11 protein-coding genes are annotated in these 14,868 nt (G+C 60.3%); 6 read left to right on the top strand and 5 right to left on the bottom strand.

The window, feature by feature from the left end:
* Positions 1–631: 631 nt before the first annotated feature.
* Complete coding sequence (rbsK, locus tag IEX32_RS17035; RefSeq protein ID WP_188772742.1) at positions 632–1,552, bottom strand: ribokinase; 921 nt, start codon at positions 1,550–1,552, stop codon at positions 632–634.
* Positions 1,553–1,692: 140 nt separating this feature from the next.
* Here rbsK and IEX32_RS17030 point away from each other — a divergent pair, with 140 nt between their 5' ends.
* Together IEX32_RS17030 and IEX32_RS17025 are read left to right on the top strand one after the other, a co-directional pair.
* Positions 1,693–2,757: a LacI family DNA-binding transcriptional regulator gene (locus IEX32_RS17030; protein ID WP_308421065.1), complete on the top strand. Its 1,065-nt coding sequence runs from the start codon at positions 1,693–1,695 to the stop codon at positions 2,755–2,757.
* 205 nt (positions 2,758–2,962) lie between these two features.
* Entirely contained in the window at positions 2,963–5,512 is a 2,550-nt protein-coding gene (locus IEX32_RS17025; protein WP_188772740.1) for a TonB-dependent siderophore receptor, read from the top strand.
* 681 nt (positions 5,513–6,193) lie between these two features.
* On the opposite strand, the gene IEX32_RS17020 is transcribed toward IEX32_RS17025, so the two are convergent.
* Genes IEX32_RS17020 through IEX32_RS17010 form a run of 3 tightly spaced genes read right to left on the bottom strand, consistent with a single transcriptional unit; the run spans position 6,194 to position 8,145 of the window.
* Positions 6,194–6,961: an HpcH/HpaI aldolase family protein gene (locus tag IEX32_RS17020; RefSeq protein ID WP_188772739.1), complete on the bottom strand. Its 768-nt coding sequence runs from the start codon at positions 6,959–6,961 to the stop codon at positions 6,194–6,196.
* Complete coding sequence (locus tag IEX32_RS17015; RefSeq protein WP_188772738.1) at positions 6,958–7,290, bottom strand: cupin domain-containing protein; 333 nt, start codon at positions 7,288–7,290, stop codon at positions 6,958–6,960. The genes IEX32_RS17020 and IEX32_RS17015 overlap by 4 nt, the downstream gene beginning before the upstream one ends.
* 54 nt (positions 7,291–7,344) lie before the next feature.
* On the bottom strand, positions 7,345–8,145 hold the full coding sequence (locus IEX32_RS17010; RefSeq protein WP_188772737.1) for an IclR family transcriptional regulator: 801 nt from the start codon (positions 8,143–8,145) through the stop codon (positions 7,345–7,347).
* A gap of 212 nt (positions 8,146–8,357) precedes the next feature.
* Between IEX32_RS17010 and IEX32_RS17005 the strand changes: the two genes are divergently transcribed.
* From IEX32_RS17005 to IEX32_RS16990, 4 genes are all read left to right on the top strand, one after another.
* Positions 8,358–10,421 (top strand): hydantoinase/oxoprolinase family protein, encoded by a 2,064-nt coding sequence (locus tag IEX32_RS17005; protein WP_188772736.1) that lies wholly within the window; start codon positions 8,358–8,360, stop codon positions 10,419–10,421.
* Positions 10,422–10,436: 15 nt separating this feature from the next.
* Entirely contained in the window at positions 10,437–11,978 is a 1,542-nt protein-coding gene (locus IEX32_RS17000; RefSeq protein WP_188772735.1) for a hydantoinase B/oxoprolinase family protein, read from the top strand.
* A 101-nt stretch (positions 11,979–12,079) separates the two neighbouring features.
* Complete coding sequence (locus IEX32_RS16995; RefSeq protein ID WP_188772734.1) at positions 12,080–12,787, top strand: CoA transferase subunit A; 708 nt, start codon at positions 12,080–12,082, stop codon at positions 12,785–12,787.
* Positions 12,787–13,419: a 3-oxoacid CoA-transferase subunit B gene (locus tag IEX32_RS16990; RefSeq protein ID WP_188772733.1), complete on the top strand. Its 633-nt coding sequence runs from the start codon at positions 12,787–12,789 to the stop codon at positions 13,417–13,419. Before IEX32_RS16995 ends, IEX32_RS16990 begins: the two co-directional genes overlap by 1 nt.
* Before the next feature lie 949 nt (positions 13,420–14,368).
* Here IEX32_RS16990 and IEX32_RS16985 read toward each other — a convergent pair.
* Positions 14,369–14,860: a VOC family protein gene (locus IEX32_RS16985; RefSeq protein ID WP_188772748.1), complete on the bottom strand. Its 492-nt coding sequence runs from the start codon at positions 14,858–14,860 to the stop codon at positions 14,369–14,371.
* Positions 14,861–14,868 lie beyond the last annotated feature (8 nt).

Here is a 14,868-nt window from a genome sequence, read left to right as displayed (position 1 = left end):
GCCGCGCATCACCCAAATTGGATTCAGCCGTTTCCTTTTCCACCCAGCTCTGTTCCATCTCCGCACCTCGCTGCCCGAAGGTGCCGGAGAATGAATCATGACCGACTCCAGCCAGGCAATGGGCGCGCGATAAACGGAATCACGCCCGCGACCACTTGTGGGTAAGAGCAAGGTTCGGCGGATGGCTACTACGAAACGCTCCAGCACCTCAGAGCTCCGCGTGAATATGGGGATTTTTCGAGCGCAGTTGAGATAGGCGCGCGGCCCGCGAAAAATCAGGGCAGCAATTGTGGCGGAGGTGGACACCCCTTGACCTTAACCGTGCGTGTGGCTTCGCGAACTTCCGCGTCCAGCTCAGGATGATCGCGTGCGCCGCTCACTTCTCTCGACGCAGATTCTGGCGAGCTTGACCGAAACCACACTGGGGTGCCCATTCCGACAGCTCTGATGAACCTTGAGAGCATTGGCATCTGGTGCTCAGAATAGGCCGCCTAAGATTCGACCGAGGCAGCACTGGACTGGCGGGGTGGGGATGCCACGCCCTACGTCGCCGCAGCTCTCGCTGGTCGCGATATTGTGGCAAGGGCTAACCTGCTAGTCCGGTGTGTGGTGACAGGCGTCGGCGAGTTGGTCAGGGACGCGCGGTCTTGAATTCCATCACCTCCGCTGCGGTCGGCAAATGCTTGCGCGCTTGTGGGCGCGTTACGGAAAGTGCCGCTGCAGCCGACGCTTCATCCACTGCGGCCGCCAGCGGGGCACCCCGAATGAGGGCTGCTGTCAGAAATGCGCAAAAAACGTCGCCCGCCCCTGTCGTGTCGACAGCCTCCACTGGATAGGGCGGGATGTGGCGGAGCCCCTCAGCAGTGGCGAGAAGACACCCATCGGCGCCCAGTGTCACTACAACATTGCGCGCGCCAGCCGACAGCAACGCGCGGGCAGCGTTTTCCAAGCTCGCATCCTCAGCGCCATGAAGAGCCGCCAGATAGCGCGCCTCGCTCTCATTGGGTATGAGAACGTCGACATCGCCCAGAAAGGTAAGCGCCGCCTCGGGTGCAGGTGCCGGATTGAGTACGACCTTGACGCCATGGGCGCGAGCCACGCGGATTGCAGCCTCGACCGCTTGGAGCGGGACCTCGAGTTGGACAATTATCGCGTCCGCTTGCGCAATCGAAGACTCAGCTGCCGATATATCCGCAGCAGTAAGGTGCGCATTGGCACCTGCGGCGACGCTGATAATATTGTCGCCGTGCCGGTTGACCAATATCGCAGCAAGGCCAGTCGCGGCATGCGGGGTTTTTGAAACGAATTCGCAGTTTACTCCAGCCTGCACCAGGTTTGCGATCGCCCGATTTCCGAGTTCGTCGTCCCCGATTCGCGCGATAAAACTTGCCTCGGCCCCCGCCGCTGCGACCGCCGCTGCCTGGTTCGCCCCTTTTCCGCCATCCGACAGGACATAGTCCTGCTCGCTGATGACAGTTTCGTTAGGTGCCGCAAACTCGCGGACATTGATGACGATATCGGCATTGATGCTGCCGACGATAGCGATTTTCATATGAACCCGTTCACCTTGACCTGCGAGTCCAACAGTCATCAGAACGGCTTGTGGAGGGTAGCATTCCGAATGGCGTTGGCGTAGTTTATCGATTAAGTGATGCGGGAGCCTTTTGCAAGCCGCGACATCAATTGCATTGAATGGAGACGCCGCCCGATGCACGGCTTTCCGATTGCACAGACAAAGGATCTAATGGGCACATGACAAAGCGAAACCCGAGTGCCAAACGACCCACCCTTCAAGATATAGCGCGGCAAGTGGGCGTCTCGGCAACGACGGTATCCTACGTGCTTAACGGAACCGGCGCGGTCGGTGCAGAGATGAGCAAGCGGATACGAGCGACAGCCAAGCAGCTTGGATACCGCGCAAACCAGGCCGCCAAGGCGGTCCGTACAGGCAAGACACGAACAGTGGGGCTTATCCTGCCCGATCTGACCAATCCTTTCTTCCCTTTGTTGGCCCAGCCCATTCAGATGGCCGCATACGAAGCGGGGTATGCCGTCCTGTTGATCGATTCGCATGGCAATACCGATTGGGAACGCAGCGGTGCGGAAGACCTGCTCGCGCGCGGGGTCGACGGGATCATCTGGTGCCCGGCGACGGAGGTTGACAGTTTGGCCACGCTAAAGGGCGAGGTGCCCATCGTTGCAATAGACCGTCCTCTTCCCGATTATGATTCCGTCTCGGCCGACAGCTATGGGGGCGCGCGCCAATTGGCCGAGCACCTGCTTGCCCTGGGGCACCACAGTGTCGGCATGGTGACCGGGCCGATGTCGCTCTCCAGCGCGCGCATGCGCCGCGACGGTTTTGTCGACCGTTTCTCAAAAGCGGGCACGATTGCGTGGGAGATGGAGAATTCCTTCTCGATCAACCTTTGTGCGGACGTGCGCGAAGCAGTCTGCAAAAATCGCGCTTCGGCCATCATCTGCGCCAATGACCTCATAGCTCTCGGGGTTATGCGTTTTCTGTACGGACAAGGTGCGCGCGTGCCGGATGAAGTGTCGGTGGTCGGCTTCGACGATATCAGTTGGGCTAGCCTTGCGACCCCCGGGCTTGCTACCGTCCGGCAGCCCTTCGCGCCCCTTGGCAAGCAGGCAATTGAGCTGTTGCTGCGGCGAGTCGAGGGCGACAATGCGCCGAGGATCAGCCTTTCACTTGACATGCACCTGTCCCAGCGCGGCTCACTTAGAAATCTATCCAACTGATCTGCTTGGCGTTTCTGATTAGCTGAATGGCCTTTTGCGACGCATTTTTCAGCAGTCGCGAACCCCTCTTGACAACATCCAGATTCTTGCGGATGTTACTTTAACGATTAAGTGAAGACAGCTCGTAGAGGGTTGCAGCCGGGACGCCCCGCAAGGGTGTCGCAAACGAGTTGCTGCCTGACACTACACATTCGGGGAGCCTAAAATGATTCGGAATTTCAGTGCCGCGACGGGGCCGCAAGACACCAATCCTGCCCTTACGGCGGTTGCCGTGCCGGAGTGCCAACTTCGGCTTACCCGAGTATTGCGTTCGGCACTGATGGCGACCGCGTTTTCCCCCCTGATGCTTGCCACCGCAGCGCAGGCCCAGGACGGTGCAGCGCAGCCGCCCGAGACGGTCGCCCCGGACGGACACGAAGAGGCAAACGCGATCATCGTAACCGCCGACCCCGCTGGACTTCTCAAGCTGCAGAGAACGGATTCGGTCCTTGGCGTTACGCGACCGCTCGTTGAAACGCCTCGGTCGATCAGCATCGTCAGCGACACGACCATGGATCGTTACTCGATCGAGGACGTCGATGATTTTGTCACAACGTCGCCGGGCACCTTTGGCGGTAGCTTCTTTGGGGTTCCCGGTGCCGTCAGCATCCGCGGCAGCATTTCGGACACCTATTTCCGCGGCTTCAAGCGCGTGCAGAACGACGGCATGTTTCCCGCGCCTATCGGTGCCAGTTCGCGTATCGAACTGATCCGTGGCCCGGCTCCGGCGATCTACGGGGCGAGCCGGATCGGCGGCCTGCTTAATTTCTATCCAAGGACCGCCGAGAAGGGCCAAGCGCTATCGGGCGAGGTCAGCTACACCACCGGCAGCTATGACAAAAACAAGTATACTGCGGAACTGCAAGTGCCGTTCTATTTGGGGGGACGCTACGCCGGTCTGTCGCTTTATGGTGAACTTGAGGATTCGGGCCACTTCATTCGCGGGCGCAAGCCCAATCACAAGCTCGTTCAAACGTCGTTTACGCACGATCTGTCCGATAGCCTGTCGATCGAACTGGGCGGCATGTACCTCCGATCGAAGGGTTACTACCAGACGCTCGGATGGAACCGTGTCACCCAGGACCTGATCGACAACGGCACCTATATCACCGGCCGCGACACCGACATGACGGATCTGGATGGCAACGGCCGCTTGACGCCCGATGAGGTCGATGCCGCGGTGGGGAGCTTCTTCGGCACTTCCAATATCCGTCAGTTTATTGAATTCTTCTTTGGCCCTCCAGGCCCCAACACGGCATTCGATCTCGACGAAGGCGTCGGCACGACGAAGCTTGATCGCCGCACCGCGTTCCTCGACCCCGACAGCGAAATACAGCGTGCCAAAACGATCACGGCCTATGTCGACCTGGTAAAGGAGTTCGATGATTCCAAGCTGAAGCTACAGGGCTTCTACGACAGACTGGATGGCAAAGTGTATGTGTCTTCCGGCTTCGCGGCACAGCATGAGGCATCGACATTAGAGTTGCGGGCATCCTACCAGTTGGAGACCGAGTTCAGCGACGATGTGAAGGCCGAGTTCTACGCCACCGCATCACACCGCATTTACGACTCGATACTCCATACCAACTTCCTTTCGGGCTATCTCGTCGTCGACCGTCGCGACCTTTCGCGCGGGGCGACCGGTTCCGACATCTTCGACAGCCCCTTTTCGATCGAACCCGGCGGTAACGGGATTGGCTGGGATAGCATCTTTGATTCGCGCTGGACTGACACTGGCGGCGCACTCGTGGTCGACCTCAAATTCTGGGACAAGCTGAGCGTGATTGCCAATGGTCGATATGACTATTATCGCGCGCGGTCGATTAACACCGGTAATACAGTATTCAACCCAGCGCTCAAGGATGTGCTTCTGCGTGCAAAGCAGGGCGATTTTTCCTATTCAATTAGCGGGAACTTCGACACGGGCTTCGGCATCATTCCTTACATCACCTATGCCGAAGGATCCGCTGTGGAGACCAATGGCGTTGGCGGCATCAGCCCTGAAGTGATCGCCGCTGGCAATATACTCGGCGCGTCGGACCTGCTCGAAGCGGGCGTCAAATTCTCGCTGCTGCGAGACACGCTGGTGGGCTCTCTGGCCTATTACGAGCAGCATCGCACGCGGCAGGACCCGTTCGGCAATATTAGCGGCGAAAAGGGCGAAGGCGTCGAATTCGAGATGCGTTACCTGATCAACGATCATCTGACGCTGACCGGCGCCGCCACGGTGCAGGACTTCACGATCGCACCGCCGGGTGCTTGCGGATCGGGCAATGGCGAATTCGTCGTGGTGCCGCCATCGCGGTTCGGCATTTCCGGGGAAGATGGTTATGGCGGCATATTCGCAGCGCTTAATGCCAGCTGCCTGCCCGAGCTCCAGAACGGCTATCGCCGCAATACCATCCCGAAAGAGGTCTACTCTGCCTATCTCACATATACTTCACCTGAGACCGAATACGGGACTTTCGGGGGTACTCTTGGCGGAACCTATATTTCCAAGACCGGCGGCAAGATTCGCGACGCCATCGTAATCCCCGGCTACTTCTCGGCCCGTGCGGCCGTGTTTGCCGAATACAAGTCATTCAACATCACCGCGACTATCGAAAATCTCTTTGACAAGGAGTATTTCACGCCGCTGCAAGGCGTTTATGAGGAAGTCGGCATCATTCCCGAAGCGGGTCGCACGTTCCGGGTGACTGGCACATTCAAATTTTGAAGGTGCCAAAGATCCTGCCCCCCGGGTACCAAGGCGCGATGAATTTGACCCATAGTTGCTCTCCAACCCGCCAGGGCCGAGAGATACGAAGGCTCGGCGGCTCTCCTCTGCCCAGCCGAAGAGGAGCGGGGACACGTTCCCCTCTTCCACCCCTCCCTAAAGGGAAGAGGGTTCAATGGGCTCCGGTCATCGCGCCTTGGTATTACGGTTCTGTGTGCGGGTGGGCGTAATACTTTGCATTATATATGTTTTATTATGGTAAACCTATATGCTCCCCATTCTGGCAAGAATGGGGAGCATCTGGTCGCCTCCAACAACCCGATGGTCTGAGCGGATTTGGGCCTGGGGCGCCGAACTTGGCATAATTGCAGGGCTTTTGGCGCTCGATTCTAGCGTTTGCCGCAGTTTATTCCGATATTCGGACGCAGCTATCCCATTGCGGCCCGTCGCTCGTGGAAGATCAGGCGGCGCATGTGACATGACCCCCAGCTTGCCTCCAGCTGGGATTAGAGCCGGGCGGTTGTTTTGCGCATCAGCGCGGTTGAAGCAATGGCCTGTGCAGCAGAGCCCGCAGAGCACAGCGAAGCAGGCGAGAAATGTCGAGAGGTTGTTGGGGGGCGACCCGGCCAACTTTGCCCACGAACCGCGGCTGCGTTCCATCGTTCAGACCTGATCAATGAGTCAGGGACGCATGGTTTCAATCTGGATGCGGAGGCGCTTGCCCTGTTCCATCAGCAAGCTCTGGTCGGATCCGCAGACGAAGGCAGTGTAGCCTATTGCCTTGAGCGCCGCGATTTCGCCAGGAGTGCTGATGAAGATGCCCGCAGCGCAATTTGCCCGGCCGGCGGCGTCCGCAACGCGGTGTAGCGCGTCCAGTATTAGCGGATCGGCTGGATCCTGCACGCCCAGCGACAAAGCAAGGTCGGCACGGCCGACGAACAGGCAGTCGATGCCGTCCACCGTGGCTATGGAGTCCAGCGCCGCCAAAGCCTCGCCATCCTCGATTTGCGCCCACACTGTGGTTGTCGCCGCAGCCCTGTCACGATACGCGCGTGCCCCTAGCGAGCCGTACCCGCCTGCCCGTGTGGAAGGGGAGAAGCCTCGACCGAGGCCATATCGCGTCGCCGCGACGGCTTTCTCGGCTTCGGCCCGGGAACGGACATGTGGCACCATGATGCCCTGCGCGCCCAGATCCAGGCAGGTATTGATCGCAGCCGCATCGAGCGTTGCGATCCGCACCAGCATGGGAAGATCAACGCTGCGCGCGGCGAGCGATATCATGTCCAGTGCCGCCGGGCCGAAGGGGGCATGTTCGGCATCGACGACGATATAGTCGAGGCCCGCTTCGCCGAGGATTTCGGCATTGTGATAGGACGGGCTCTTGAGAAACGTCCCGATCACCGCGCCGCCGAGCCGGTCCCGCAGGGACGTCGGGGCCGGAAGGTTCATGCGTATTCGGCCCGGCGCGGCGTGAATACATCGAGGTTCAGAACCGGCTCGTCACCGACGACCTCGCCCCAATGCTCAATGCCCGGCGGAATTCGCAGCACGCTGCCCGGCCCCAGCAAATGCTCGTCACTGCCGACGCAGAAGCGGATCCGGCCACTCAGGATATACGCGATCTGCTCGTGCGGATGCGCGTGGGGCCGCGGCTCGTGACCGGGCATCAGCCGATTGAGCGCGATTGTCGCGCCGTCACCCGAAAACGCCTTTCTCTCCACGCCTTCACGCACGCGCGTCCAAGGCATTTCGTCCCAATCTACCGTTTGCGGATCCATGATCGTCTACTCCTATGTCACCGGCGGTTTCGCGCGGCGGATGTTTCTGCTCGGTCATCCCTGCCAGCCTAACTCCAACGAAATGGTGCGGGCGCAGGCGACCACCTGCTCGACTAACTCGCGATTCGGCCGGGCCGAAATGGCCTGCGTCGATCCAACGATGGCGACAGCCGCCACAAGTTGGGAGCGATGGTCAAACACGGGGGCCGACAAGGCATTGACGCCGGGCATCACCTCCTCGGGGGCAGATGCCCAGCCGCGCGACCGCACCATGCCTATTTCACGTCGAAGGGCGGCCGGGTTGGTCAGGGTCGCGCTCGTCCAGCTGTCAAGCGGGCTACTTACCGTGGATTCCAATAGGCCGAGGGGTCCGAAGGCCAGCCAAATTTTTCCGTGCGCGCTGGCATGAAGAGCAAGCTTCGTGCCCGGTCGGGTGGAAAAGTCGATGATCGACCTGCCCTCGATCAGTTCAAGCACGACCAGATCATCGTCGACCAGTGCCGACAATGTCGTTGCTTGCCCGGTTGAATCGCGCAGATGAATGAGGTGCGGGTGCGCGGCGGTGACCACGTCAAGCCGGCCACGCTGGGCTTCGCCCAAAACGATCAGCTTGATACCGGCGCTATAACGCCCGGTCCGGCTGTCCTGACGGACGAAGCCATGGCGTTGCATGGTGACGAGATGGCGATAGATCGTCGCTTTGGAGGCCGCGAATTCGGCCGCGATTTCGGCCAGCGCCTTTGGTTCGCTGGCAAGCGCAAGAAACTCCAGCACACGCAGCGCGAGGTCGAGCGTGCTCGTTCCCGCAGCCCGACCGCCGTCGGCCTTTGTCGCCGGATGATCGTTGTTCATCATTCGAAACCTCGTTTCATTAAAGCAGCATGCCTTAAGATTTCTCCGGATGCAAGGCGAGGGCAGAAGGCGTCGGAAATTGTTCAGGAAACATCGCAAATGATAGAAAAAGGGTCGCAATTTGGCCAGCCGGCTTGACAAGAATCGACCTCCGCGTCAATATTTCACGAATCGAAACGACATTTCAATAAATGAAATATAGGCGGACATAAGGTATGGCTTATTCGTTGGCGGTGGATATCGGTGGGACTTTCACGGACATTGTGCTGCGGCATTCCGATGGCCGGCTCGTCGTTGATAAGACGCTCACCACGCACGACGATCTTTTGAGCGGGTTCTTCCGTGGAGTGTCTTCGGTGCTCGGCAAGGCCGAGATCGACAGCGCCGCGGTGGATGGCGTGGTCGTCCACGCCACCACGGTCGTGACGAATGCGCTTATCGAACGGAAGGGATTCCCGACCGCGCTGGTGGTGACCGAGGGTTTCCGTGACGTGCTCACCATCCGCAACGAGCATCGTTATGACATGTTCGACCCACAGATCGAATATCCAGCCCCGTTGGTGACTGACGACGCCACGTTCGGCCTTCGTGAGCGGATCCTGTCCGACGGGACGGTCGAGCTTGCGCCGGATATGGACGATATCGCTGTATTGGCCGGAAAGATCCGCGATAGCGGCGTCAAGGCGGTCGCAATATGCTTTTTGAACAGCTTTGCGAACTCCGCGCACGAAACGCTGGTCGCGAATGAGTTGGCGCGGCTGGTCGAAGGCCTGTTTATCTGCACTTCGTCGGAGATTGCGCCCCAAATTCGCGAATATCAACGCGCATCGACCACCACCGTCAATGCCTATGCCATGCCGATTTCGCAACCCTATCTGCGCCGCCTCAGCGAACGATTGCGGGCGGAAGGCTTCCCGAATTCGCCGCTCATCATGCTGTCCTCGGGGGGCATTGTCGGGGCTGAGACTGCTGGCCGCAGTCCGGCCCGGATGATCGAAAGCGGGCCTGCGGCCGGTGTGCTCGCCGCCTGCCATTATGCTTCACTGCTTGGCATCGACCGACTGATGTCGTTCGACATGGGAGGCACGACCGCGAAGGCGTGCCTGATCGAGGATCAGACTCCGCTTGTCACTGGCCTGTTCGAGGTTGATCGTCGCTATCGCTTCAAGGATGGCAGCGGGCTGCCGGTGACTGTGCCCTCGATCGACCTGATCGAAATCGGTGCCGGCGGTGGTTCAATCGCGCATGTCGACAATCTTGGACTGCTGAAGGTCGGCCCGGAAAGCGCAGGATCGAACCCTGGCCCGGTCTGCTATGGCCGCGGCGGCACAGAACCAACGGTAACCGACGCGGATCTGGTTCTTGGGCTGATCGACGCCGACAACTTCCTTGGCGGCGAGATGCCGCTTGATCGCGCTGCGACGGATGCCGCGATGGAAAGACTGGCCGAACAATTGGCAGTCGATCGGGTGCACGCGGCGCGCGGCATCTATCGTGTCGTCACCGAAGCCATGGCGTCGGCGGCGCGCACGCACGCGACCGATCGAGGTGTCGATTACCGCGGGCTGCCGCTCTTTGCCTTCGGTGGGGCGGGGGCACTCCATGCCTGTGCCGTCGCCGAATTGCTGCAAAGTGCGTCTGTGATCATCCCGCCGCAATCGAGCGTCCTGTCTGCGTTCGGCACGTTGGTCACGCCTGTCCGGCTGGACCTGGTGCGCAGCGATCTTACTCGCGTCGATAGCATTGACTGGAATCGCGTGCAGAGCACGCTCGACGAGCTGGAGGCGGAAGGTACGGCTGCGCTGCGCGAGGCCGGCTGCGCGGCGCAGGACGTGACGATGATCTTCAGTGCAGACATGCGCTATGTCGGCCAGCAGCATGAGGTGACCGTCACGTTCGATTTCGATCCACGCCTCCTGCGGGATCCGGCGGCGCTGACGGCGGCGTTCGAGCACGCGTATCTCGGCCTTTACGGGCTCAACCCGTCCGACGTCTCGGTCGAACTCGTCACATGGCGCCTCACAGCGCGAGGCCCGCTGGTGAAAACAGAGGTTCAGCGGCGTCGGGCGTCCAAACCGGGCGCGCCGAAGGCGCATCGTCTGGTTTCCGCCTGGGCCGATGACCAGCGGACGCCGGTCTACGATCGCGCCGATCTGGCGCCAGGGCAGATCATTCAGGGGCCAGCGATCATAGAGGAGCGCGAGACCACAACTGCGATCGCGCCGGGGTGGAACGCCACGATCGATGCAGTCGGCTGCATCGTCGCCTCAAGAGACTGAGAAAGGGATATCAAGATGGATAGCATTGAACTCGAAATTCTCTGGTCGAACCTTATCGGCATCGTCACCGAGCGGGCGAAGGCGCTGCAACGGATCGCTTTCAGCCCGGTGGTGCGCGAGGCCGGCGACCTTGCCTGCGCGCTGTTCGATCAGCGGGGGCGTATGGTGGCGCAGGCTAACACCGGCACCCCAGGCCATATCAATTCACTGGCGATTGCGGGCAAGCATCTGGTCAGTCTGTTCGACGGCAAGTGTGAACCCGGCGACATTCTCATCACCAATGACCCGTGGCTATCTGCCGGGCACTTCTTTGACATCACCATTTTGACGCCCATCTTCCGGGACGCCAAATTGCTCGCCTATATTGGTTCAACGATCCACCACACCGATATTGGTGGATATGGTATCGGTGCGGGTGCGCGCGACGTCCACGAGGAAGGGTTGTGGATCCCGCCGCTGAAATTCTACGAGAAGGGCAAACCCAACGAGACGCTGCACGCGATCATCCGTCAGAATGTCCGCACGCCCGATGCCGTGTTCGGCGATTTTTCCGCCCAGGTTTCCAGCGGACAGGCAGCGGCCGACCACCTGATCGCGCTGTGCGAACGCTACGGTCTCGAGGATATCGAGGCACTGTCGGACGAAGTCATTCGTCGATCCGAAGAGGCCATGCGCGGTGCGATTCGCAAGCTGACGCCCGGAACCTATCATGGCGAAAGCTCCTTCGACGTCCCCGGCGGCGACGTGATAACCTTGAAGAGCGCGGTGACCGTCGATGCCGACAGCGGTACGATCATCGTCGACTTCACCGGCAGCTCGCCGCAGACGAACGTCGGCATCAACGTCGTCAAGAACTACACTCACGCTTATTCGACGTTCGCCGTGCGTTCTTCGCTGAATCCCGATCTGCCCAACAATACCGGCAGCCTCGCGCCGATCGAGGTGCGCGCGCCGGAGGGATCGATCCTCAACTGCAGCTATCCAGCCCCTGTCAACGCACGGCACGTTGTCGGCATGTATGTGCCGATGCCGATCCTGAAGGCGTTGCACCAAGTGGTGCCGGATCGTGTGCTGGCCGAAGGATCCGGAGCGGTGTGGACGATGCAGGTGCAGGGTAGCCGGGCGTCGGGCGAGGCGTTTACGTCAGCGATGTTCAATTATTCCGGCGGAATGGGCGCGCGCGCCCGCAAGCCCGGTCTCAGCGCTACCTGTTACCCGACCGGTGTTGCGGCGGTGCCGATTGAAATCCTGGAATCCGCCATGCCGATCGTGTTCGACCGCAAGGAGCTGCGCCGTGGCTCAGGCGGGGCGGGGCGAGAGCGCGGCGGCGACGGTCAGATCATCCAGTTCCGCTTGAATACCGAGGCCCCCTGGTGGCTCAACGCGGTACCTAGCCGGCTCGACAAGGGGCCGGACGGCATCGACGGCGGACACAGCGGCGCCAGTGGGCGCTTCCGGGTCAACGGCGAGGATGTCAACTCGGTCCGCAAGCTGGCGATGAATCCGGGCGACGTCGTGGTTCTCGAAACGCCCGGCGGCGGCGGCTTCGGAGAGTGATTGTGGGGGGGCGACCCTTACCTAGGGCCGCCCGGCGCCGTCGTCCTCCGGAATGAGGTCGATCCCGGCGAAGCGTGACAATCGGTTGAAGTGGAAAGACGATGAAACCAATCTATTCGGACGCAACCAGCGCGCTCAGCGATATCCTGGCCGACGGCATGACCCTCATGGTGGGCGGCTTCGGTTTGTGCGGGATACCTGAAAAATCAATCCTGGCGATCGAAGCGCTTGGGGTTCGTGATCTGACCTGCATATCGAACAACGCCGGCGTCGATGGCATTGGACTGGGACGGCTCCTGCGCACGCGGCAGGTAAGGAAGATGATTTCTTCCTATGTCGGGGAAAATAAGGAGTTCGAGCGGCAATATCTTGCAGGCGAACTGGAATTGGAATTTTGCCCTCAGGGCACGCTGGCGGAACGCTGCCGGGCGGGCGGGGCCGGCATTCCGGCCTTCTTCACGCGCACAGGCGTCGGCACCGTCGTCGCAGAGGGAAAGGAGGTTCGCGAGTTTGGCGGCGTTGCTTACATCATGGAAGAAGCGCTGCGAGCCGATATCTCGCTGATCAGGGCGTGGCGCGCGGATGCCGCCGGCAACATTCAGTTCCGCAAGACCGCCCGCAACTTTAATCACCCGATGGCGACGGCCGGTGCGCTGTGCGTGGCGGAGGTCGAGGAAGTTGTGCCGCTAGGCACCATTGATCCCGACGCGGTACATTTGCCCGGGATATTCGTCGATCGCCTGATCGTCGATCCGACGCCGGCCAAGCATATTGAATTCAGAACCGTACGGAAGAGGGAGGCTACATGATGGGTTGGACGCGGACCGAAATCGCGGCGCGCGCTGCGCGCGAATTGCGCGACGGTTATTATGTCAATCTCGGCATCGGCATCCCGACCCTCGTCGCCAATGTCATTCCGGCTGACATGCCGGTTACGCTCCAGTCGGAAAACGGCATGCTTGGCATCGGCCCGTTTCCCTACGAGGGCGAGGAGGATGCGGACCTGATCAATGCCGGAAAGCAGACAATCAGCGAACTGGCATCGTCCAGCTATATGTCGAGCGCTGAAAGCTTCGCGATGATCCGGGGCGGCCATATCGACCTCACTATTCTGGGCGCCATGGAAGTGTCGGAACGTGGCGACATCGCGAACTGGATGATCCCGGGCAAGGTCGTCAAGGGCATGGGCGGCGCCATGGACTTGGTCGCCGGCGTGCGCCGGGTTATCGTCACGATGGAGCATAACGCAAAGGATGGTTCGCCAAAGATCAAGCGCAACTGTTCGTTACCGCTGACGGGCTGCGACGTGGTCGACATGGTGATCACTGATCTCTGCGTCTTGGAACGAACGGCGCTTGGCGAACTGTTCGAGATTGTCGAACTGGCGCCCGGCATCAGCGCGGACGAGGTTCGTGCACGTACCGAAGCGCGGCTGGCCTAACGGCCGCCGGGGTCACCTAGCGATTTCCCTTATCCAACCTGGAACTGCTAGACCATTCAGACTGTTCGGCCCCGCCAGTGCCTGCGCTCAACACTCAGCACTGATCCGTCGATTGTTCGTCACATTACATCTGTCGCCGTTGTCGTCCTGGCAAATAGCGCGTGGCTCGATAGGCGAGTCGCGCAACAATTTGCCATAGCGGTTTCCGGGTGACGGCAGCCGCCGACATGCTGATCGAGGACAATTATGTGTTCGGCGGTCGGTTTCTGGAGATCGGTGATCGAAACATGAGCCTGGCATGCCGGCGGGCGAATGACCAACCCATTGATCGATTTTACCCGTTGCCCTCTCAAGCACCGATATCCAACTCGACGCTGAGGCGGAGGGCTGACCGTCCCATAGAGACGCTCATTGCCAAGAACCGCCATAGGCCCCCAATTGGCGGTCGCAGGCGCGGTCGAAGTGGAGACTGCAGGTCCGAGCCGCATGGTCGCCACCGTCGGGACCTGGGCGGAGATCAACATGATCCATCCTGATGGCTGGTGCGCCCACCGGGCGAGTGGCTGATCGATGTTGTGCCGCATGGGCATTCCGAAAATACTGACATTTATCGTCGGGCTTCAGCGAGGGGCATCCCTGCCTTCAAGATCCTCGCCATCTATAACCTTGCCTCCACACGGCAATCCTACGAGAAAGCCGCCCAAGGCAGCGGGCATCAGTTCACTCTTCCTGCCGCATTACTCGTTCCACCGGAACGCATCGGAAGATAAATCGCCAAACTAAAGGGGCGTCTGCGAAACCCCACATGAGCGCTCCGCAGACGCAACTTGGCGTAGCATGGCAAGCCTGAATCGGTACTTCCCGTCACGTCGAATTCAGAAACTGCACCCGACATGCCACTTAGAAGGCATCTGCAACAGGCCACCACTAAACGCGCCGCTGGGGATGCCTATTCTCGCGTGAAGTTTTCGGGAATGGTCGGATTGGAGCCAGCCTTGGTCCAGAGCACGATTTCGTTACCCCAGGGATCACGGAAGGCGGCGTTATAGCCGTTGAATTCCTTCCAATAATGATTGCGCCAAAGTTCGACCGCGCCACGGGCAACAGCACGCTCGATGACGTCATCCGAGCTGTCGTCATCGCTCACCAGAACCCAAATACGAGCTTTGGACTGCGCGATCGCCAATTCCCGTGGACCCGCGCCGGCCTCCTTGGGGTGGGGGCGCTGATTGGCGCTGTTGAAGATGCCGATGTGCAGATTGCCGATCGGGCTTTGCTCGCCATCCGAAGAGAGGAAATTCTGCCCCGGCACGAGGCGGTGGAAAAGCCCTTCGGGACGGCCTTCATTGGTCCAGCCCATGACTTCGGCATAGAACTTGCCCGCCGCACTGGGATCGTCCGACGCTAGGTCAACGAAAATGAGTGTATTCGGATACGCCATGCGCACTG

It is taken from the genome of Novosphingobium endophyticum (assembly GCF_014640675.1).
Lineage (GTDB): Bacteria > Pseudomonadota > Alphaproteobacteria > Sphingomonadales > Sphingomonadaceae > Novosphingobium > Novosphingobium endophyticum.
The sequence above is the reverse complement of the archived record's forward strand: the minus strand, read 5'-3'. Positions and strand labels throughout refer to the sequence as shown.